Below are 21,137 nucleotides of genomic sequence, written 5' to 3'. Positions count from 1 at the left end.
ATTTCTTTACTATTTTTTAATTTACAGAACAAAATTCAAAAAACTGCCCTGATTCTCTTTTACAAAGAATTTATTCGATGTATAATTAGAATCTTTAAATATTATCTTTATCTGAGAATCACCATACGATAATGAAGTATTTTTAGGACTGGTTAACGTTCCTATATTTTCACCGCCAACACTAATTGAATAAGATGAATTATCTCTAAATACACCGGATGAATTAGATACGGACACATTATTTACAAACACTTCAAAGCTTGAAGAATGCCTATCCTTTGAACTAATACTGAACTTTTCAACAGATGTTACATTCTTATTCATTTTACTTTGGGTAACGACCGCTTGATTAAATACTTCATTTAAACGACTGTTTTGAATGACATATCCTGTTTCAAGACCTAGTTGTTTTCTGGCATCAAGAGGCAGTCTGATAATATAACCTTCTCCACCTCTAGAGTCATTAACAACATAACGCGCATCTCCAATTTGAATTGTATCATTTAATTTGACACCCAACGTCATCATTGCCTCATAAGGCATACGAATTTGATTCGATTCATTTTCAACAGCTACATCAACTGTAAATGGGCCTCTGACAGAAATTGAACTATCTGATGGAGAATTATCCGCATAAATTATTAAATTTCTTGAGTTCGGTTCAATTGACAGCACACCATTTTCAAAGTGAGCAGCACCAATGAATGTTGAAATCATTAAAAGCAATACTATTATCGAGATAATCATAGGAAAATGAATTTTAATAAAAGACCTGAACAAATTTTTTCCGGGATTCTTTCTAAACATTACAATGGATTTTACAATAACTTTGATAATATAATAAATTGAAATAATCAATCCTGCAGTTGAAATTATAACACCTACTGCAAGAGGAACCATTTTTACAAAAAATACTGTAAATAATCCTAAAGTAATTAAAGATAAGCCAACAATAGACATACGAATAAAATAACCAATTTCATCAATCATAACAACTCTACCATACTTATTAGCACGGCTTATAATTGTTCTAACAACTTCATTAGCCATCATATTTAAATCTGAAAGCGGAGACATATCATGCTCTATTTCACCAATGTCAACTTCCATGATAGAAATTCCAAGCACATCAGCATCAATAACGATTCCTACATCCACACCATAATCCTTTTCAAAATTAATCTTTTTCAATATTTCCTTACGTGCCGCAAACTGACCGCTTAATGGCTGTTCAAAGGAAATTTCCGGGAAAAAGAAATTAAGCAACGGTTTGGCTGTAAGCTCTGTTACACGTCCACTGGCACGTGAAAATTTAGTTTTAGTAATTTCAGCTTTTCCAAGCAAAATTGGCATAATCATAGATTCAACTTTTTTAGAAGTTAAATTATAGATATCCGCATCAATAAATGCAATAATATCACAATTAACTTCCTTATAACCAGTATATAAGGCTTCACCCTTACCCTTATTAGTTTCATGATTGATAACAATAGCTCCAGCGTTAATAGCTTCCTTTTCAGTGTTATCAGTTGATCCATCATTAACGACAATGATTTCGTCAACAAACGACACGGCTTTAATCACATTAACCACTTTCGCTACAGTACCCTCCTCATTATATGCAGGAATAATCACAGAAACCTTTTGATATTTTTTGGATTTTCCGGATTTTATACCAGCGAGTAAAAATGCGATGATTACTAAAAACCAATACAATTAAGTTCACCTGAAAATTTAATTATTTATAATTATGTTATTTAAGTACTATAAATATTATCAATTTATAACAAAAAATTATAATAATGAAAAAGCTCAAAATAAATCTATAAACTTATTTACTGATTGAATTAAAGCTTTTAAAATCTTGATTTTTGATTTAAAAAGTAAAATTCAAATTAAACTTATTTTAAGGATAGTAATTTAATGATAGTTGACACACTTCAAAATGAATTAAATTTAGCTAATTGGCAAGTTGAAAAAGTAATCAAACTAATTGATGACGGCAATACCATACCATTTATTGCAAGATACAGAAAAGATGTTACCGGTTCGCTAAATGACGAGACACTGAGAAAATTTGATGAAAGATTGAAGTATCTCAGAAATCTGGAAGACAAAAAAGAAAAAATCATTAAAAGAATTGAAGAACTTGGAAAACTCGACGATGAATTGAAAGTCAAAATCCTGAATGCACAAACTTTAGTTGAACTTGATGACTTATATAGGCCATACAAAAGCAAAAAACGTACAAGAGCGACAGTTGCACGTGAAAAAGGCCTTGACCCATTAGCTCAAATAATTTTAGCCCAAGAAGTTAAAGAAAGTGTTAAAAAAATAGCTGAAAAGTATATTGACCCTGAAAAAGAAATAAATTCAGCTGAAGATGCCATGAATGGAGCAAAAGACATTATTGCAGAAATCATTTCAGACAATTCTGAATTCCGGAAAAAAATTAGACAAAATACTTTCTACACCGGTCAAATCGAAACAAAAGCTAAAGACAAGGATTCAACTTCAGAATATGAGCTTTACTACAATTACAGTGAAGACTTAAGAAGAATACCCCCACATAGAATTTTAGCAATCAACAGAGCCGAAAAAGAGGGAATAATCAAAGGAAAAATAGTGTGTGAAGTTGATGAAATCATTAAATATCTAAACAGACATATGCTAAAAAACATTTCAAGCATTCCTGAAAAAATTGAATATAACAAACATACAACACCAATCATCAAGGAATCTGTTGAGGATTCATATAAACGACTGATATCACCGGCAATTGAACGAGAAATCAGAAACTTCCTAACCGAAAAAGCCGAAGAGAAATCAATTAAGGTATTTGCTAAAAACCTAAATCAACTGCTAATGGAAAGCCCTCTTGTTGGAAAAACCATTTTGGGTTGGGACCCTGCTTTTAGAACTGGATGTAAGCTTGCAATCATTGACAAAACAGGAAAAGTTTTAGATACAGCTTTGATTTATCCAACAGAACCACAAAATAAAGTCACAGAATCAATTAAAACCGTTCGTGGACTGATTGACAAATATAACATTAATGTAATTGCAATCGGGAACGGTACCGCTTCAAGGGAATCCGAACAAATCGTGTCTGAAATAATTAAAGGAACCAGTGTTGAATACATAATAGTCAACGAAGCTGGAGCTTCTGTCTATTCGGCTTCAAAATTAGCGGATGAGGAATTTCCAGATTTTTCAGAAGGTGAACGCAGTGCTGTTTCTATTGCAAGAAGATTGCAGGATCCATTGGCGGAACTTGTTAAAATCGACCCGAAATCCATTGGTGTCGGTCAATATCAACATGACATGAATCAAAAGCAGCTGTCCGAGTCTTTAGGTGGAGTTGTTGAAAAGGTAGTAAATGAAGTTGGGGTGGATCTGAATACCGCTTCAGTGAGTTTACTCAATTACGTATCAGGTATTGGAAATACAACCGCTAAAAACATTATTACCTACAGACAGGAAAACGGAAGCTTTAACAATAGAAAGGAATTATTGAATGTTAAAAAGCTTGGTAAAAAAACCTTTGAGCAATGCGCAGGGTTTGTAAAAATAGACAATCCAGAATATCCTCTGGACAACACTACCATACATCCTGAATCATATGATGCAACATTTAAACTGTTGAAAAAGCTAAATTATTCGGCTGAAGACATTGGAAAATCAAATCTAAAGTTAGACCATATCAATGTAGAAGAAATCTCTGAGGAACTGGGTATCGGAACTGAAACATTGAAGGACATCATAAAAGAACTTAAAAAACCCGGTCGTGACCCTCGTGAAGATATGCCAAAACCGATTTTAAGGAAAAATGTCTTGACTTTAGAAGATCTGGAAATTGGAATGATAATGCAGGGAACTGTTAGAAACATTGTTGATTTTGGTGCATTTGTCGATATCGGTGTTCATCAGGATGGCTTGGTCCATATTTCGCAATTAGTAGCTGATAGATTTGTAAAACATCCTCTTGACATTGTCAGTGTTGGAGATATTGTTGATGTTAAGGTTTTAGATGTAGATATCAAAAGAAAAAGGATTAATTTATCTATGATTATTTAAATTTCGAGTTTGATTTCAAATGTTAGATACAGAATTTTAGTGTTTTTAGTGCATGTTTCATTTAATGAATCTATCTTCTTTTAATCTTTTAACTTTTGGTTGTAAATTATGAGAAATTTGTTGGTTTTTTTAAAACACAATAATATAAACATATATGAATTTTACAATATAATATAAATTTTATAACATGGCATCAACTATGAAGATTTAAAAAATTTATAAAGGACTTAAAATAAAATATTGTATATTTATTATTTATAAGAAGGGATTTTTGAATGACACCAAAAATAATGATTATTCTTGGAAGCGGTTCAGATATCGCTATTGCGGAAAAAAGTATGGACATTTTGGATAAACTTGAAATTCCATACAGTTTAAAAATCGCATCAGCACATAGAACCCCTAATTTAGTTCGTGAGATTGTTCAACAAGGTACTGATGCAGGAATTGAAGTTTTCATTGGAATTGCAGGATTGGCAGCTCACTTACCGGGTTCAATAGCTGCATATACGCCAAGACCGGTTATTGGAGTTCCGGTTGATGTAAAAACTAACGGTATAGATGCATTGGAATCTATGGTTCAAATGCCTTATCCGTCTCCTATTGCAACTGTCGGTATTGATAGGGGAGACAATGGTGCAATTTTGGCTGCCCAATTTATTGGACTTCACGATGAAGAGGTACGTCAAAAAGTAATTAAGCTAAGAAAGGAATATGCCGAAAAGGTTAAGCAAAGCAATGAAGATATCATTCAAAAGATTGACAGGCCATTCATTGACAATGAATTTTTAAGAATTAAAAATCTCGAAATAAATAAGGTTAAAGTCGATGAAGATGCAATAATTAACTGTAAAAACAAGGATGCAGAGGTAGTAATTATTGTTGGAAGACAAACTGATGTCGGAACAGCTAAAAAAGTCTCTGTAATTTTAGACAGGCTTAAAATAACACATGACACCAAAGTTGTCTGTCCAATAAGGTCCACTAAAAAATTTACCAACTATGTCAAATGCATGAAAAATGCCAAAATTTTCATTGGAATAAGTTCCAACACATCACAGGTGACCGGTGGAATTGTCGGCCTAACAGAAAAACCGGTTATCGGAGTTCCATGTACCAATGAAAATGGTGATGATTATATGCTTACAACCGTCAGTATGCCACCTGGAGTTCCTGTTGCAACAGTTGGTATAAATAACGGTAAAAATGCCGCTGTACTTGCTGGTGAAATTCTTTCCATTGACAATCCAGAAATAGTTCAAGTTCTTGAAAAATTAAAAGACAAAAAAATTAACTTATAGTGATAACATGAATATTAACGATGAAAACATCATAGAAATTACAGACGAGCTTTCTTCAGAGTATGAAATCTCAAAAGTATTAAGAAAATATCCTAAAGACACAGTAATTGTAAAAAATGTCAAAGGATATGACCTGCCTGTCGTGACCGGAATCTGCAACACTCGTGAAAAAATAGCCAAATCAATCAACTGTGAAGTGTCTGAAATTACTGAAAAAATTATAGACGCTATGGAAAAACCGCTTAAAGTAGATAAATTTACAGATTTCTCAGAATATAACAATTTAGAAGTTGATTTGGATAAAATTCCTATTTTAACTCATTATAAACGTGATGGTGGAGCATACATTACCGCAGGCGTTGTATTTGCACGTGACCCAAAAACAGGTATTCAAAATGCGTCCATTCACAGGATGATGGTGCTTGACAACAAAAGACTTGTTATCAGAATCGTGCCTAGAAACCTTTACACTTATTTCCAGAATGCTCAGGAAGCCGGAAAAGATTTGGACATTGCAATAGCAATTGGAATGGATCCTGCAATATTGCTTGCAAGTACCACTTCAATACCAATTGACTATAACGAAATGGAAGTTGCCAATGCATTTAAGGATGGAGAACTTGAATTAATCAAATGCGGAGATTTAGAAGTTCCTCAAGCAGACATTATTTTAGAAGGTAAAATCTCTGTAACTGAAACCGTTGCAGAAGGTCCTTTCGTTGATTTGACTGACACTTATGACATTATCCGTGACCAGCCAATCATTAACTTAGAAAAAATGCATATCAAAAAGGACAATCCTTACTATCATGCAATTGTTCCAGCCGGATTTGAGCATAAGTTGTTGCAAGGCCTTCCACAAGAGCCAAGGATATATAAGGCAGTTAAAAATGCGGTTCCTACAGTTGAAAATGTTGTCTTGACTGAAGGAGGCTGCTGCTGGTTGCATGCTGTAGTATCCATCAACAAGCAGACTGAAGGTGACGGTAAAAATGCCATTATGGCCGCATTATCTGCACACCCCTCATTGAAACATTGTGTTGCAGTGGATACAGATGTGAACATATTTGATGCAGAAGATGTTGAATATGCAATAGCTACCCGTGTTAAAGGTGACCGTGACATTATGATTGTTCCGAATGTGCGCGGTTCCTCTTTGGATCCTGTAGCTGAAAGTGATGGAACAACTACCAAAATCGGTGTTGATGCAACAAAATCACTTAAAACATTGGAAAAATTCGAAAGAGTTAGTTTTGGAGAGTAAACTAACTTTTAATTTTACTTTTTTTAAAAAAATTTAAATATTACCTAAATAGACACTATTTATACCTTTTTCCTCAGCAATTTCTTTTGCTTTATACAAAATCCCCTGCCTTGTCGGGGAAATATCATCCATTTTATAATAAGGAAATGCTCTTGAAAAGTGAAGGGGAACTTCGGGACCAAGTTCAGTGACCACAAAATCACATAGCTGGGTAATTTCATCGATTGAATCATTATAATCATTGATGATTAAATTAGTGATTTCTAAGTGTTTGCCTTCCAGATATATTCTTTTTAGATTATCCAAAACCACATCCAAATCTGCGCCACAAACTTTTTTGTAGAAATCTTGTGACATGCTTTTCAAGTCTATGTTGAATGCATCTACAAAAGTCAAAACCTCTTCAAGTGACTTTCCGGAATAATACCCATTGCTTACATAGATTACCTTCAGCTTTTTTTGCCTTGCAAGAAGAGAAGTTTTTTTGGAGAAAGGCAAGTGTATCGTAGGTTCATTATAGGTCCAAGCAATTGACTTACAATTATAATTAAGTGCATTTTCCACAATTACCTCTGGTGTTATTTTAATACCTCTCGAATTAATGTCATATTCATGTGATATCATATAGTTCTGGCAATGCAAACATGTCATGTTGCATCCAAAACCTCCAATTGAGTATGTAAATGTGCCAGGTAAAAATTTATTCAAAGGCTTCTTTTCAACAGGATCAGGTGAAAGTGAGGAAACGATACCATAAGACTCATCATATAGCTCACCGTTGATGTTTTTGTGCTGTCTGCATATTCCAACTTTTCCATCTGCTATTTTACAGTAGTTTGCACAAATCTCACAGCGAATTTTTTGTGTCTTGGAACTTTTTTTATATAAATCATTATTTACTAACATAATGCTCATAACCCTTATTTTCAATTCTTTCAACAAATCCATTTTCCAAGGTAAGTTCCACCACATCAGAATCTGTTACCTCGCCAATTACTTTGTAATCAATCGATAATTTTTCCAAATCATCTTTTGAAATAGTAAACAGTAATTCAAAATCTTCACCAACATGCAATATTAAATCCAAATAATCTAAATTAAGTTCACCAGCCAATGACTTATACTCATCGGAAATGTTCAACATTTCCTCATAAATCATAAAGCCATAATCATCCTTTTTGATTTCATACAGCTCGCTTGCAAGACCATCGGTAATATCAGTGGCAGATGTTGCAAAATCTTTTAAAATTAATCCTTCATCAATCCTTGCATTTGGTTTTAAGGCACTTTTAACATAAATATTGTCAAAAGTATCCAATTCAAATCCCAAAGCCGCCAGTCCAATATCTCCAGTAATGGCGACTAAATCTCCAATATTGTATGTATCCTTCATCAACGGTTTATCGCATAATCCCAAAGCGGTTCCTGAAATAATAATTTCAGATGCTTCATTGGTATCTCCTCCGATTAAGGGGATTGAGTAATGTTCACATGCATTTAAGACTCCATCAATAAGCTCTTTAAATGCATCTAGACCCATATCCTTTGGAACAGCAACTGACAGTAAAAACCCCAATGGTTCAGCACCCATTGATGCAAGGTCACTCACATTAACTGTAACAGCTTTAAATCCCATGTCAAAATAAGACATATTATCCGGAAAATGTCTGGATTGAATCAGCATATCACAAGTGGAAATTAAATTTGTAGAATCAAATTGAGTGATTGCTGTATCATCAGGAGTAATGTGCCTAGAATGAGAAATAATGTATCTAACAAGTTCTTTTTCACCAATATCCGAGACTTTAAGAGACATGATATTAGTTTAAATTTTAAAATAAATAAATTTTAAGAAAAAAAGTTGAAAGTGTTTCAGACTATAAATTATCTGAAACTCTATCTTTGATAATTTCGTATAGACGTGTGTCGATGCCTAATGGGTCTGTCAATACAATTTCACCATCAAACTCAAATGTTTCCTCATCATGGTCATGATGGTGGTGATGATGATGTCCGTGACCGTGTCCATGGTCATGACCGTGATGATGGTGGTGATGATGATGACCGGATACCTCTTCCGCATCAAAATCGCTTTCAATACCTAACAATTCAGGTATGTCCCTTTTTGTATGAAGTCCATGAGCGACAAAAACCGGCACTACAACAATTTTCTCCAAATCATTTTCACTGGTTAATTTATTGATTGTTTCTGGAATTCCTGGTTTTCTAATTTCCATGAAACCATATTCTACAGGCATATCTGGAAACTCTTCAGCATACATTTCCTTATAAGCTTTGATTACTTCTTCTCCATCGTCCAATCTAGAACCGTGAGATAATAACAATATTCCTGTTTTTTTATCTGACATATTTTATCATCCATTAAGTAAATTATAGTTAAATTTTAAGTTAAATTCAGTTAAGTTATCTTGAATAAAAAATTTTTCAAAAAAATATATGAAAAATCATGATTTTTCATTTATCATACTAATCAAAATATCAATTAAGATATCATCCGCTTTAATAGGTTCCGGATATAATATCTCACCATCAAACTCCACAGGAGTTAAATCGTGACTGTGGTCATGACCATGCCCGTGAGAGTGTGAATGTGAATGTGAGTGCTCATGGTCATCCAAAAATCCTAAGATATGTGGAATATCATGAGTTGTATGCATTCCAGGAGCAATAAAGACCGGTACAACCACTAATCTTTCCAAATCATTTTCATCTACCAGTTTATTGATAGATTCAGGGATACTTGGACCGCATAGTTCCATAAATCCGAAACTTGATGGATATTCGCAAGTCTTTTCAAACTTATTGTATAATTCAGTTGCAAATTCCTTATTGTAATTCAATCTAGAACCGTGAGTTACAAGTAAAATTCCAGTTTTTGCACTGTCATCCAACTTGGATTCTGATAAAGATTCATTGATTCTTTTATCGATAATATCCAAAAGCTCATCTCTTGGTCCGATAGAACCCAATAGCTCGATTTCACCATCAAAGTCAACATCATCAGCAATTGAAAGGTAATGTTCAGGCGGATAGTTTCCATCCGGACATCTTGGGTCAACTTCCAAAGGTTCGAGACCCAACAATTGCGGAATGTCAATGTTAGTATGAATACCTGGAGCTAAAAATACAGGAAGTGCAATGATTCTTTGTAAATCGTCAACTTCCTCTTTTAAAATCTCCACAGCACCTGCAATTGTAGGTTCGGATACTTTCATATATCCTATTTCAGTTGCAAGGCCTGTTTTTTTGATAAACTTTTCTTTTATTTCAATAAATACTTCTTCTGCATAAGGCAAGGTACTTCCATGACTTACTAAAATGACAGCAGTATTATTTGATAACTTTGAATTTGTATCCATAGGAGATTACTCCGTCCTCTCCATCTTCTCTGATTCTTCTGAATACCATTTCCACATCGTCACCGATTTCAAGATTTTCAACATCACAATCTACAAGTTGTGAAGTCAATTTAGCACCTTCTTCAAGTTCAATGACTGCTACAGCATAAGGAGCTGATTTTTTAAAGTTGTCCGGTGCTGATCTGATTACTGAAAATGTGTGAATTTTACCTTTTCCTGAAAATTGGAAAGGTTCGAGATTACCTTTTCTTCTACAGTTAGGACAAACTACACGAGATGGGAAGAATAATTCTCCGCAAGTGGTACATTTAGTACCTATAAGATTATATCTTTGTTGTATATGACGCCATGTTCTTACAGTATCTGACATGTAAATCCTCCATATATTTTCTAATAAGTATAGTATCTAATCAATAATATAAATAACTATTTTTTTTATTACTATTTTTCCTTATTTTTTAAAAATGTAATACACAATAGTGCAAAATCACACCTGCACACTTGCAAAATAAATTTATTAATTCATGTCTAATTTCAATATTATGAAAATCGACTCCAAAGGGAATATAATAGTAGGCAGTGTTGCTATTTTGATTTTATCACTGTTATTGATATCAATTTTTATAATAACAAGCATGAATTACATCGAAAGTGAAAATGTCGAATTAAAATCAAATAATAATTTCAAATATATTATTGATGACTACTCAAGAAACCTGGAAGTTCTGGGAAGGGACTCAATAGCCGAAGCAACTCAAAAGGTATATAACGGTTTGCCTGTTTTTAACAGTGAAAATCAGATTAAAAAGAATCTTGATAATCGATTAAAAGAGGCTAATAGGGATTATGAAAAAAAATATGGAGTAAAAATTTCATCAGAAACTGTCTCTGTTGAAAATACTGACAACCCTTGGAAAGTATTGTTTAAGGTTAAAATCTATGCCCAAAAGGACAATATCAAATATTCAAACATTATAGAGAAAAATGCATCGATTGAAGGTTTAAGGGATCCTCTGCCACTTGCAAAGCTTACAATAGCATCAGGAATTTTAACTTATGATGACCAAATCCATTACAAAAATGCAATAGCCGGATATATGGTAATCCATAATTTTGAATCACCCGAATCATATATAGAAGCTACTGCGCCTTTATATATCAAAAAATGTCCCTACGATCCATATGTTCATCATGGAGACCCAGGAGTAATAGACGACTGCTTAGATAAGGGATATTTTCATGAAAGTGCAGATGGAAGCTGCTATCTCTGTAGGCTTGAAGGCAAGGGAAAATGTCCGCATTACGGTATGGAAGTATTTATCCAAACTCCAATGGCACAAAATGAATCCTTATCCTGTTCTGATCATGTTGTTTTCAGCGATCACTATAATGGTGAAAAGCTTGTTACACCTAAACATCATGTTCTGACATTGGATTCATCCCATAAGAAAAAATATGGTTTGGCAGGTGAACTTTATGGACTGTAGAGGAAACATTACGATTGAAATAGCAGTTGTATTAATAATAATTCTAATGATTGTCGGAATCATCCTTTCAATAAACGAAATCAGCACGCAAAAAATAGTTAAACAAGGTGAAAACGAACATATTGAAACATTTATTGAAGAAACCGTTGTTAATTTAATTAATAATCCAGGAACTCCAAATAATTGGGAAGTTAACAAAAAGGGAACTCCTGGTCTTGCTATAATTAACGAAGAAGGACAAGTCATTCCAAATAGTGTATCATATACAAAATTTATAACTCTTGGAAATGACTATGAAAAATTTGCAACTAAAATACTGTTTAACTCCAAAATAAAAACATCCATGGAACTAATTCCACATGAGAGTAGTATTTCAAGTGTAAAAATAGGCAACACTGAAAACTCAAATAACATCCACTCCGTCAACAGATTGGTAAAATGTGATTTCTTTAAAAAATATGTGCTTAAAGATTTTCAAAACGAGGGTAAGTGCAATCGTAATCATGACCAAAATTCCCATAGCTGCAATTGTTTTAAAGTGTTTAAAGGTAATTTAAGGGCTTCTGATTATTATTTGCTGGTGGATGATGATGAAAAATATAATTTAAACTATTTTATGGGCTCAACACGTCTCGTCAAGGAGAAAACTTGGCAAAGAATAACCAGCGATGAAATATATCTAAACGATGAAATCAATTTCTATGATGATTCAAGTGCAATTGTCTTTATTCACTTTGACAAGCCTAAGGCAAAGGCCTTTCTGGTAAGTGTTCCCAAAAGCTTTGATATAAATAAACTTGATTATGACTATTTCAAGACAAATGATTGTGAATTTATTCTGAAGGCATGGTATTAGACTAGAAGACTAAGAATCAAAAGAGAAACTGAAATCAAAATCAAGCTGGAAATAGAATCTGTAACGCTTGTTGAAATTGGAATAACTATATTGTCAGGATCCAAATTATGATTATAGGAAATGGTAGAAATGTAATAAACTACAAACACCATAATAGTAAGCAAAATAAGACCGGATAAAGTACTGATAGGAAGTATTACGTTAAAACCAACACCAATTGTTCCAAACATCAATGAAGATGATTCCGCTAGAATTCCTATGAATGGGAAAACAACAATAGCCAATATAAAGCAGATTAAAAAGTTATGTAATGCTTCCCCTTCCGGTTTTCTTAATGGTTCTACAAGCCCTGAGTGAAGACCTGAAGATAATCTTGCTCCTAAAATACTAATTAAACTTCCACATTCTCCTGAAAATAGAGGAATCAATGTTAACAAACTTGGATTTGTAAGTAATGTCTCAACTGAACTGTTTAAAATTCCACCTGCAGAACCTCCTAAAAAGGAGCATAAAAGCAAAATAGGTGTAGATTGTTTTAAAATTGTTCTTGTCTCATCTGATAAGCGGTAACAATAAATGAAACTAAACAAAACCGCAATTATAATTACAACCAAGACAATATCCTTAACTATATAATTTATATCGATGACATGTAAAATAAAGGTTGAAGCGATAATTGCAGGCAAGGTAAATAAATCTCCGAATGCGGCAATGATTGGGCTTGTTATATTGTCAGGATCCCAACCGTGCTCAAAACTTTTAAATGAAACAAACATTGTGATTGGAAGCATGATTAAGTTTGAAATAATTCCTGCAATTGTACAAATTAAAATAAAATCAATTAACTCCATTGACTGGTAATGTAACAGAATACAGAATATTTTACCGACAATGCCTAAAAATATAGATAAAACAAGTGTAAGCACAAATGAAGAAAAAATATTATAATTTACTTCTTCAGAGAAACTAAATTTAGGAGATATCAGACCAATATGTAAACTAGTTGACAATCTTGATGCAAATGACCCAAAAATATTTCCTCTCATACCAATTGCACCAGGAATAATTACCAATAGTCCTGGAAATGTTTCGAGGAAAAATGTCATTTTACCAAGTATAATACCTGCTATTAAATCCCCAACAGCACAAATTAAAAGGGCTATTAAACCTTCTTTTAGAATATTGTCATGTTCAGCGTAAAAATCAGCAAACGCTCGAGTAGATAGCGAACTGCGAATCTTCTTCTGTTTGTCTTTCACATGTATCACTACCCACAATCATTTATAACACAACCTAGTCTTCATCCTCTAATTCATCTGGAATATCATCTAAAGAACAAGCTCCCGCAGCTAATTTTTCAAGTAAATCAGCCCCTTCGTCTGTTCCTTTCAAAATCAATGAATCGTTAGCCAACAACATAGTATTTTTATCAGGTCCATAAATCCATGAAGAACCCCTTCTAATAGAAATTACTCTCATACCAGTACGATTGACTAAAAGTAAATCGCCTAAAGTACTATTAGCTAATTCAGATGATTCATCAACAGTAACTCTAACAATACTTTTGTCTGATTCTTCCATAACCCTTTTAAATACTGGATGTGGTTTAAAACCTGTTAAAACTAAATCAGCTAAATCTTTTGCTGCATTTGCCATGGTTTCTGTAGCTTCAGCGATTTCAAGCAATGCTGTTAATTTTTCAGCATCTTCATATGATCTAGCTGCAACCAACGATTCCATTTTAATTTGATAATTCATTGAGTTAACTTCATTTTCTAATGTAATAACTTCTTCAGCAGCGGTTTTGCTGTTGAACAATACTGCGGAATAAGCCAAATCAACCATCAATTCCGACATATTTTTCATTTCTATTAAAAGATTTTTTATTGACAATTAAATTACCTCATAAGTCATTTGGATTTACATGTAATAAGCATGCCTTTCTAAGTTTTAATAATGTTTTCTTCTTTGATTTTAAATCTTCAACATCTTCTAAAATGTTTTCTAAAGGTTGTCTTAAGCATTCGACTGCTTCCTTTTGGTGTAGCCAATGGCAATTGGTACAGTTCCAAACACCTTTGCCTTTAATCCATTCTCCACCTGTTGCAGAATCTCCACATGGATAAAATGGACAATAACAGAAATCGCAATACTGGCCATCAAAGTGACATGGATAATATTCACACTCCCTATTTGGTCCATGTGCAATTTCCCCATTTAAGAATTTTTCATAATGATTTTGTGATAATTCATGGATTTCGGATCTTATAACATATCCTCTTGGTGTTACAAGCTTTCCATCCTGCTCGTAGGTAATATCATTTCCAACAAGTAATGTACATGACATATTAACAATGTCTTCAGTTAAGTCTTTAATTTTAACAATAGTTGCTTTTGGAGGCTCATAAGTACTATCAATAATACCAATTAAAGCATTTTCACCTTTAATATCTAAAACACACTGTTTAAATCTTCTAAATGGTTCTTTACGTGTTTTACTAATTGGATTATATATTGCAACAATTAAATTTGCTTCAAGTGCATATCTCAACTTCTTTTCTATTTCGGAAAGCGGAGTTAAAATATTACTTAAACTAATTGCAGCAAAGTCATGTAAAGGTGCTCCCAGATGGCTTGATGCATAATTCAATGCAGATACTCCAGGATAAACTTTAATCTCAACACCATCATATTTACTAACAATTTGATACAATACATTCGCCATTCCAAAGACACCAGGATCTCCGGAACTAATTAATGAAACTGTTTTGCCTTCCAAACTTTTTTGAATAGCAAACTCAGCTCTAGCTATCTCATCACCCATACCTTTTTTAACAATTTCCTTACCGGAAATCAAATCCTCAATTTGGTTGATGTATTTTTTATATCCTATGATAACATCTGACTCTTCAATAGCTTTTACAGCTCCCAGAGTCATGTTATCTCTATTCTGTCCAATACCAATTACATTAATCATGATTATCTGCTATAATTTGTATAACTAGTATATCCATATCCACTGCTGGAACTGCCTGAACCACTGGAACTGCCTGAACTACCTGAACTACTGGAACTAGATTTGCTGTAGTTAGTATAGGAAGTTGCACCAGTAGAACTACTACTACCTGTGTTGTACAATTTTAAAACAGAATTTATAACAATACTATTTTCATTAACTGTCAATCCAGAATCCTTATAAGTAGCATTAGCTTTTGCTATAATTTTATAAGATGGAATTTTACTAATTACAATCTGACCAGAACTTGAATTAGGAGATTCATAACCTAAAGCTTCTATAGTAACTGTAAAATTCTTTTTATCAGGATTGTCATAAGTAGTAACGTTCATGGAATCAACATTAACTCCATCGACCTTCGACAATGATTCCATCTTTAAAGCAACATCTTTTTTATTAGTAATATTAAGATGAGTTGCATCTTTAATTAACATATCATTGACTTTTGCTGGATTAAATATTCCAGTGATTTTTGAAATTTGCATATCTATCAATCCCTGAACATTTGGAGCTTCTGAGGTTACAATTGTATATGAACTAACAAGTCCAATTTCAAAGAATATAACAAATAATACAATGATTAAAATAATTCTAAGTACTTTATTTGCCATTTTATCACAATCATTAAAAACTTATTATTTATAATAAGTATATTATAATAATTTAAATTCTATTTTTAATATATAATAAATATAACGAAAAAGAAAAAAAATTCACATTAAAAATTCTCAAAGTTTATTAATATAGAAAATTAAAATTCTAATTAGTATGTCAACTAATAAAATTCTACTAAAATTTGCAAAAAAGGGAATCAACCTATCACCTGAAGCTTATAACCGAGTTATTAATGCAGAAAATCCTATAGATTTTGCATCTTCACTAATAGTTAAATTAAAAAGTGATAAATTTACATCAAAAGATTTAATATCAGTTAGTGGTGAAACAGTTGATGAACTTACCGGAATTAAACCTATAGAAGAAAATAAAAGTCAAAAAACTTTAATAAATTCTGAAAAGGAAGAAAAATCTAAACCAATTAAACAAAAAACCCAAACAATACGAAAACCAATAAAAAAAGAACCCGAAACAAAACCAAAAATAGAACAAAAACCAAAAGCAAAACCAATAAAAAAAGAACCCGAAACAACACAAACACCACAAGAAAAAATTGATTCAATAGAAAATTTGAAAAAAGATAGTGATGTTAAGGAAAAACACGTGAATGAAGTAATTTTAGAAGCATCTGAAACTGTTAAAGATGAAAAAATTAAATTCAAAAGAAATTTAGAGAAAAGTAATGTCCAATATGATTTCAAAATTATTCAAGATACAAGTAAAAAATCATACACAAGTGGTGAACTCGAAAACTTAATCTCCTACTTCAAAAGTAGGTATGAAAAACTATACAATATTCTATCTAAAAGACCTGAACTTAGAAACCCTATAAAAGTAGCAGACATTGATGATTCCCAAGACAGTTTAAGCATGATTTTAATGGTCAAAGAAATCAGATCCAGCAAAAATGGCCATAAGATTGTTGAACTGGAAGACGATACAGGAAACATATCTGTTTTATTCTCACAAAATAAAGAAGAATTATTTGAAGAGGCAGAAAAATTAGTAAGGGATGAAGTAATAGGAGTTATTGCCAATAAAAGTGATGATAATCATTTTGCTTTTGGTCAGCAAATTATCAAGCCAGGTGTATTAAGAGTTCCTGACAAGGAAATGGACTTTGGAATTGTATTTTTATCAGATGTTCACATCGGAAGCTTAACATTTCTTGAAGACGCTTTTCAAAGATTTATTGATTGGATTAACTGTGATTTTGGTACTGAAGAGCAAAGAAGAGTTGCTGAAGATATCAAATATCTTATTATTGGAGGAGATATTGTAGATGGAATAGGTGTCTATCCAAATCAGGATCAGGAACTTGTAATTAAAGATATTACTGAGCAATATAATGAAGCTGCAAGATTTTTAGGAAATATAAGAAGTGATATTAAAATTATCATTGCTCCTGGAAACCACGACGCTTCCAGAGTTGCAGAACCGCAGCCTGCCGTTCCAGAAGAGTACGCTAAAGCGTTATATGAACTGGACAATGTAGAATTTATTTCAAATCCTGGTGTCGTTTCATTAGATGGAATTAATGTTTTAATTTACCACGGACGTAGTTTTGACGACTTGGTAATGGCTGTAAAAGAATTTAGTTATGAAAGAAGTGACTTACTAATGGAGGAACTACTTCAAAAAAGACATTTAGCTCCTATTTATGGTGAAAGAACACCATTAGCTTCAGAACTTGAAGATTATTTAGTTATTGATGAAGTTCCGGATATTCTTCACACCGGACATATTCACGTGAATTCATATAAAAGATATAAAGGAATTCATTTAATCAATTCAGGAACATTTCAGACTCAGACAAGCTTTCAAAAGATTCATAATATTGAGCCGACTCCTGCAGAAGTTCCTGTTATTCATAAAGGAAAATATAAACATTTCAAATTTTTATAAGAGGTTATCTAATGAAAAAAAATATTGATGAAATTATTAAAGTTTCAAATGAAATCTACGAGAAAGGTTTAGTTTCAGGAAAAGCTGGAAATATAAGCGCCAGATTTAAAGGAGATAATGGGGATATTATAGCAATTACTCCAACTTTAAAATCATTATCAAACCTAAAAGAAGAGGATATTGTTTTAGTTGACTTGAATGGAAACATATTAACCAAAGGAAAACCTTCTTCTGAAGTTAATATGCATCTTGAAATTTATAAAAAAAGATCTGATGTCAATGGAATTGTCCACACACATTCACCCTATGCAACTGGATTTGCACATTCTTCCAAAAGAATTAAAAGATACGAAGGATTTGGTGAAATTAAAACTCCATTTTTGGCTGAAATCGATTATGAAAAACCAGGTAGTGATGAATTAGCTAAAAATGCCAGTGAAGGTCTTGGAAGCGAAGATGTACTAATTCTTAAAAAACATGGAGTAATCTGTGTTAATGAAAATTTAAAAGAAGCAGCATTACTTGCGGTTTTTGTTGAAGAAACTGCAAAAACTCAATTCGTAACTTATATGTTAAATTCAGCTGAAGATAATATTTAATCTTCATCTGAAAAAACATTTGATTTCTTTCTTGAATTCATTCCTTCTTCAATCATCTTTAGGATTAAACCTGATAAGGAAGTGTCTTCATCAATTGCAATTTTCTTTAATTCTTTTTTTAAATCTACGGGTAGATTTATAGTAGTTTTACTTATGTCTGACATATATAATTATATAATAATCAGTAAATATAAATCTTACTATAATTATATATAATAGAACCTTTATTACCAAAAAATATTTAAGTACATGATAAAATATATAGTATTTAATACATAATTTGACTTGTTTTTAGTAATATTTTTGGAGGGGTAATTATGAGTAATGAAACTATTGATGAGGTATCTGAAATTCTTGAATACATTACAGAGAATAACACTGTTCCTCGTAACATAAGAGAAGCAGCAAGTGAATCTAACGAACTATTAAAAGATGAAAGTCAAGATCAATCTGTTAAGATTAGTACTGTTTTAGGAAAATTAGATGAAATCAGTAATGATCCAAACATTCCTGTTCATGCAAGAACTTTAATATGGGAAGTTTTATCAAAATTAGAATCCATCTAATTTCTTTTTTTAATATTTTAATTTTTTGATATAGCGATTGCTATTGTAACACCATTATATGACGTTTTTTTATAAATCAATTTTGAATCAAAACCTGCCATTATCAATGCTGATGGTTCACAGACACCATATATTCCAAATTTGGATTTGACAAATTCTGATTTTTGTATATCATCAGATTCAAATAGCTTCAATTTATCCAATTCTACGAAATTAATTGGAATATTCAGTTTATTAGATAAATCCAACATTCCTTTTTCATTTTTTTTAATTTCAGCAGAACATAATTCATTAATTCTGGAAATATGAATATTCAACTCACTGATGGAACATTTAAGTCCATCATATAAATCTTCACAGGATTTTCCACGTTTGCATCCCAATCCAACAACAACTTTACGTTCTTTTAATACCAACTTATGACCATCCAACTGAACATGTATTTCATCTGTATTTATTTTTGATGAAAAATTTATAGAGATATCTATTTCAAGTGTATTATCATTTAGATATTCAAATAAATAATCAAAATTTTTATCAGGATTTATGAAAAATGAAATTTCTTTTCCTTCCAAAATTGATTTGTTGAAAAACAGTATTTCTTTTGTATTATCAATTGATAAATAAAGGTCTTTGGCAAGAACATCAATGCCTAATCTTTTATTTACATCAGTTGATGTTGTTATTACCGGTGTTGCGTCAATCAGACTTGCAATTTTTTCTGTTAAATTATTAGCACCACCCAAATGCCCAGATAATGTGGATATTGCAAAATTTCCATTATCGTCAATATTTAAAATCGCTGGATCAGAAATTTTTGATTCAATAAGTGGTGCGATGGACCTAATCAATATTCCAGAAGCCATTATGGCAATTATCGCATCATATTCATAAAATAAAATAGGAAACTGTTTTTTAACATCTTTATGGTATAAATCAGTTTTTATTATTGTTGAATCATCATCTAATTTGTTTTTTAAAATTTTAGATAATTCAAATCCTTTATCTGATACAGAAATAATTGCTATTTTCATAAAATCACTTTAATTAATATTAATAATAGGATAACTGTTATTGTAAATAATATAATTGTCAATTTAGATAAGTTTACTGCTTTTTTAATATCATCTATTTCAATTTCCTTATTATTGTCACCTAAAACGTATGTTTCTTTTTTAACAAGCTTAATATTCAGGGCTCCTGCTGTAGATGCCATTGTATAACCTGAATTAGGACTTGGACAATTTCTAGCATCTCTCAACATTATATGCCAACTGTTTTTCCAATCTAATTTGAGTAAAAATGCTGAAATAACAACATAAAATCCTGCAATTCTGGATGGAATATAATTTAAAACATCATCAGTTTTAGCTGGAAAATAACCAATTTTAATTAAATCTTCTGTCTGATAACCTACCATTGCATCGAGTGTATTTGAAATTCTATATAACATTGGAATCATCAGCAACCAATATAAAGAATTGTTGATTGGATGGAAAATTATTATAATACTAAATATGAAATAATAAAAAATTGGTGCAACATATGAATCAGTTATATTTTCAGTCAGGCTTTCTATGGTAGCTGAAACAATAAAACTTTCCGTCAGTTCTTCAGTATTTCTGCTGACCAGATATGAAACTGACTGTCTTGCTTTATCCAAGCTCTCATTTAAATCATTCATAACATCAATCGCAGTTTGTAATAGCATATTAATAGAAAAGGAAGATGACAGCAATATGCTAAATATAATAAATAACAATAAGATATTATAACTGGCAATAGAATAAATGATAAAAATTATTACACTTGAAACAATACATGTCGACAATAGTAATAAAAGTCCTGACAGTCTGTTTTTAATTTTTATGAATATACTTTTAAAAAAATTAATTATTGATCCAATTATGACAACAGGATGTATCTTTGTCGGGAGTTCTCCAAAGAAAACATCAATTGCAAGTGAAAAAATTAATGCGAATATAATAAATAATAATATGTTTTGTGAATTTATTGTTCCAATATTGGAAAAAATAATATCATTAATTAATTTATTATATTCAATCATACT

General features: G+C 31.8%; 21 protein-coding genes. 8 read left to right on the top strand and 13 right to left on the bottom strand.

Going from position 1 to position 21,137, the window contains the following annotated elements; genetic code table 11:
• Positions 1–21: 21 nt before the first annotated feature.
• The gene (locus UIB65_RS10000; protein WP_330041374.1) at positions 22–1,716 is read right to left on the bottom strand and encodes a glycosyltransferase; all 1,695 of its coding nucleotides are present in this window, start codon (positions 1,714–1,716) and stop codon (positions 22–24) included.
• 207 nt (positions 1,717–1,923) lie between these two features.
• On the opposite strand from UIB65_RS10000, the gene UIB65_RS09995 reads away from it, so the two are divergent.
• The 3 genes from UIB65_RS09995 (at position 1,924) to UIB65_RS09985 (ending at position 6,642) form a co-directional block, all read left to right on the top strand.
• Complete coding sequence (locus tag UIB65_RS09995; RefSeq protein ID WP_330041372.1) at positions 1,924–4,077, top strand: Tex family protein; 2,154 nt, start codon at positions 1,924–1,926, stop codon at positions 4,075–4,077.
• A 275-nt stretch (positions 4,078–4,352) separates the two neighbouring features.
• On the top strand, positions 4,353–5,378 hold the full coding sequence (gene purE / locus UIB65_RS09990) for a 5-(carboxyamino)imidazole ribonucleotide mutase (RefSeq protein ID WP_330041370.1): 1,026 nt from the start codon (positions 4,353–4,355) through the stop codon (positions 5,376–5,378).
• Between the two features lie 7 nt (positions 5,379–5,385).
• Positions 5,386–6,642, top strand: a complete 1,257-nt coding sequence (locus UIB65_RS09985) for a UbiD family decarboxylase (protein WP_330041368.1) — start codon at positions 5,386–5,388, stop codon at positions 6,640–6,642.
• A gap of 33 nt (positions 6,643–6,675) precedes the next feature.
• On the opposite strand, the gene amrS is transcribed toward UIB65_RS09985, so the two are convergent.
• From amrS to UIB65_RS09960, 5 genes are all read right to left on the bottom strand, one after another.
• Positions 6,676–7,548 carry an AmmeMemoRadiSam system radical SAM enzyme gene (gene amrS, locus UIB65_RS09980; protein ID WP_330041366.1) on the bottom strand — a complete coding sequence of 291 codons (873 nt, stop codon included), beginning with the start codon at positions 7,546–7,548 and terminating at the stop codon, positions 6,676–6,678.
• Positions 7,535–8,458, bottom strand: a complete 924-nt coding sequence (gene thiL, locus UIB65_RS09975; RefSeq protein ID WP_330041363.1) for a thiamine-phosphate kinase — start codon at positions 8,456–8,458, stop codon at positions 7,535–7,537. The genes amrS and thiL overlap by 14 nt, the downstream gene beginning before the upstream one ends.
• Before the next feature lie 61 nt (positions 8,459–8,519).
• Complete coding sequence (gene cfbA, locus UIB65_RS09970; protein WP_330041361.1) at positions 8,520–9,011, bottom strand: sirohydrochlorin nickelochelatase; 492 nt, start codon at positions 9,009–9,011, stop codon at positions 8,520–8,522.
• 96 nt (positions 9,012–9,107) lie between these two features.
• Positions 9,108–10,022 carry a sirohydrochlorin nickelochelatase gene (gene cfbA / locus UIB65_RS09965; RefSeq protein ID WP_330041360.1) on the bottom strand — a complete coding sequence of 305 codons (915 nt, stop codon included), beginning with the start codon at positions 10,020–10,022 and terminating at the stop codon, positions 9,108–9,110.
• Positions 9,994–10,392 carry a Zn-ribbon domain-containing OB-fold protein gene (locus UIB65_RS09960; RefSeq protein WP_330041359.1) on the bottom strand — a complete coding sequence of 133 codons (399 nt, stop codon included), beginning with the start codon at positions 10,390–10,392 and terminating at the stop codon, positions 9,994–9,996. The genes cfbA (UIB65_RS09965) and UIB65_RS09960 overlap by 29 nt, the downstream gene beginning before the upstream one ends.
• A 265-nt stretch (positions 10,393–10,657) precedes the next feature.
• Here UIB65_RS09960 and UIB65_RS09955 point away from each other — a divergent pair, with 265 nt between their 5' ends.
• Entirely contained in the window at positions 10,658–11,509 is an 852-nt protein-coding gene (locus UIB65_RS09955) for a hypothetical protein (RefSeq protein ID WP_330041358.1), read from the top strand.
• Complete coding sequence (locus UIB65_RS09950; RefSeq protein WP_330041356.1) at positions 11,499–12,365, top strand: hypothetical protein; 867 nt, start codon at positions 11,499–11,501, stop codon at positions 12,363–12,365. The genes UIB65_RS09955 and UIB65_RS09950 overlap by 11 nt, the downstream gene beginning before the upstream one ends.
• Here the strand turns inward: UIB65_RS09950 and UIB65_RS09945 are convergent.
• From UIB65_RS09945 to UIB65_RS09930, 4 genes are read right to left on the bottom strand one after another with little or no spacing between them, the layout of a single operon-like run.
• Positions 12,362–13,624: a magnesium transporter gene (locus UIB65_RS09945; RefSeq protein ID WP_330041354.1), complete on the bottom strand. Its 1,263-nt coding sequence runs from the start codon at positions 13,622–13,624 to the stop codon at positions 12,362–12,364. The two genes, UIB65_RS09950 and UIB65_RS09945, sit on opposite strands and share 4 nt — an antisense overlap.
• Positions 13,625–13,658: 34 nt before the next feature.
• Complete coding sequence (locus UIB65_RS09940; RefSeq protein ID WP_296804521.1) at positions 13,659–14,258, bottom strand: potassium channel family protein; 600 nt, start codon at positions 14,256–14,258, stop codon at positions 13,659–13,661.
• 10 nt (positions 14,259–14,268) lie between these two features.
• Entirely contained in the window at positions 14,269–15,342 is a 1,074-nt protein-coding gene (gene cobJ, locus UIB65_RS09935) for a precorrin-3B C(17)-methyltransferase (RefSeq protein ID WP_330041352.1), read from the bottom strand.
• 2 nt (positions 15,343–15,344) lie between these two features.
• The gene (locus tag UIB65_RS09930) at positions 15,345–15,992 is read right to left on the bottom strand and encodes a hypothetical protein (RefSeq protein ID WP_330041350.1); all 648 of its coding nucleotides are present in this window, start codon (positions 15,990–15,992) and stop codon (positions 15,345–15,347) included.
• 157 nt (positions 15,993–16,149) lie between these two features.
• Between UIB65_RS09930 and UIB65_RS09925 the strand changes: the two genes are divergently transcribed.
• Positions 16,150–17,901 carry a DNA-directed DNA polymerase II small subunit gene (locus UIB65_RS09925; RefSeq protein ID WP_330041348.1) on the top strand — a complete coding sequence of 584 codons (1,752 nt, stop codon included), beginning with the start codon at positions 16,150–16,152 and terminating at the stop codon, positions 17,899–17,901.
• Positions 17,902–17,912: 11 nt separating this feature from the next.
• A complete protein-coding gene (locus UIB65_RS09920) occupies positions 17,913–18,500 on the top strand; it encodes a class II aldolase/adducin family protein (protein WP_330041346.1) in 588 nt (195 codons plus the stop codon).
• Here the strand turns inward: UIB65_RS09920 and UIB65_RS09915 are convergent.
• Positions 18,497–18,664: a Met repressor gene (locus UIB65_RS09915; protein ID WP_330041344.1), complete on the bottom strand. Its 168-nt coding sequence runs from the start codon at positions 18,662–18,664 to the stop codon at positions 18,497–18,499. The genes UIB65_RS09920 and UIB65_RS09915 overlap by 4 nt on opposite strands.
• 153 nt (positions 18,665–18,817) lie before the next feature.
• Here UIB65_RS09915 and UIB65_RS09910 point away from each other — a divergent pair, with 153 nt between their 5' ends.
• The gene (locus UIB65_RS09910; RefSeq protein ID WP_330041342.1) at positions 18,818–19,066 is read left to right on the top strand and encodes a UPF0147 family protein; all 249 of its coding nucleotides are present in this window, start codon (positions 18,818–18,820) and stop codon (positions 19,064–19,066) included.
• Positions 19,067–19,083: 17 nt separating this feature from the next.
• Here the strand turns inward: UIB65_RS09910 and UIB65_RS09905 are convergent, their stop codons facing one another.
• Positions 19,084–20,100 carry a cobalt-precorrin 5A hydrolase gene (locus tag UIB65_RS09905; protein ID WP_330041340.1) on the bottom strand — a complete coding sequence of 339 codons (1,017 nt, stop codon included), beginning with the start codon at positions 20,098–20,100 and terminating at the stop codon, positions 19,084–19,086.
• Positions 20,097–21,134, bottom strand: a complete 1,038-nt coding sequence (locus UIB65_RS09900; RefSeq protein WP_330041400.1) for a cobalamin biosynthesis protein — start codon at positions 21,132–21,134, stop codon at positions 20,097–20,099. The genes UIB65_RS09905 and UIB65_RS09900 overlap by 4 nt, the downstream gene beginning before the upstream one ends.
• Positions 21,135–21,137 lie beyond the last annotated feature (3 nt).

The sequence above is a fragment of the Methanobrevibacter sp. genome, assembly GCF_036307625.1.
GTDB lineage: Archaea > Methanobacteriota > Methanobacteria > Methanobacteriales > Methanobacteriaceae > Methanocatella.
The sequence above is the reverse complement of the archived record's forward strand: the minus strand, read 5'-3'. Positions and strand labels throughout refer to the sequence as shown.

Coding starts and splice junctions, on each gene's coding strand:
- UIB65_RS09995 (WP_330041372.1), top strand. CDS start 1,924: ATGATAGTTGACACACTTCAAAATGAATTAAATTTAGCTAATTGGCAA.
- purE (WP_330041370.1), top strand. CDS start 4,353: ATGACACCAAAAATAATGATTATTCTTGGAAGCGGTTCAGATATCGCT.
- UIB65_RS09985 (WP_330041368.1), top strand. CDS start 5,386: ATGAATATTAACGATGAAAACATCATAGAAATTACAGACGAGCTTTCT.
- amrS (WP_330041366.1), bottom strand. CDS start 7,548: ATGTTAGTAAATAATGATTTATATAAAAAAAGTTCCAAGACACAAAAA.
- thiL (WP_330041363.1), bottom strand. CDS start 8,458: ATGTCTCTTAAAGTCTCGGATATTGGTGAAAAAGAACTTGTTAGATAC.
- cfbA (WP_330041361.1), bottom strand. CDS start 9,011: ATGTCAGATAAAAAAACAGGAATATTGTTATTATCTCACGGTTCTAGA.
- cfbA (WP_330041360.1), bottom strand. CDS start 10,022: ATGGATACAAATTCAAAGTTATCAAATAATACTGCTGTCATTTTAGTA.
- UIB65_RS09960 (WP_330041359.1), bottom strand. CDS start 10,392: ATGTCAGATACTGTAAGAACATGGCGTCATATACAACAAAGATATAAT.
- UIB65_RS09955 (WP_330041358.1), top strand. CDS start 10,658: ATGAATTACATCGAAAGTGAAAATGTCGAATTAAAATCAAATAATAAT.
- UIB65_RS09950 (WP_330041356.1), top strand. CDS start 11,499: ATGGACTGTAGAGGAAACATTACGATTGAAATAGCAGTTGTATTAATA.
- cobJ (WP_330041352.1), bottom strand. CDS start 15,342: ATGATTAATGTAATTGGTATTGGACAGAATAGAGATAACATGACTCTG.
- UIB65_RS09930 (WP_330041350.1), bottom strand. CDS start 15,992: ATGGCAAATAAAGTACTTAGAATTATTTTAATCATTGTATTATTTGTT.
- UIB65_RS09925 (WP_330041348.1), top strand. CDS start 16,150: ATGTCAACTAATAAAATTCTACTAAAATTTGCAAAAAAGGGAATCAAC.
- UIB65_RS09920 (WP_330041346.1), top strand. CDS start 17,913: ATGAAAAAAAATATTGATGAAATTATTAAAGTTTCAAATGAAATCTAC.
- UIB65_RS09915 (WP_330041344.1), bottom strand. CDS start 18,664: ATGTCAGACATAAGTAAAACTACTATAAATCTACCCGTAGATTTAAAA.
- UIB65_RS09910 (WP_330041342.1), top strand. CDS start 18,818: ATGAGTAATGAAACTATTGATGAGGTATCTGAAATTCTTGAATACATT.
- UIB65_RS09905 (WP_330041340.1), bottom strand. CDS start 20,100: ATGAAAATAGCAATTATTTCTGTATCAGATAAAGGATTTGAATTATCT.
- UIB65_RS09900 (WP_330041400.1), bottom strand. CDS start 21,134: ATGATTGAATATAATAAATTAATTAATGATATTATTTTTTCCAATATT.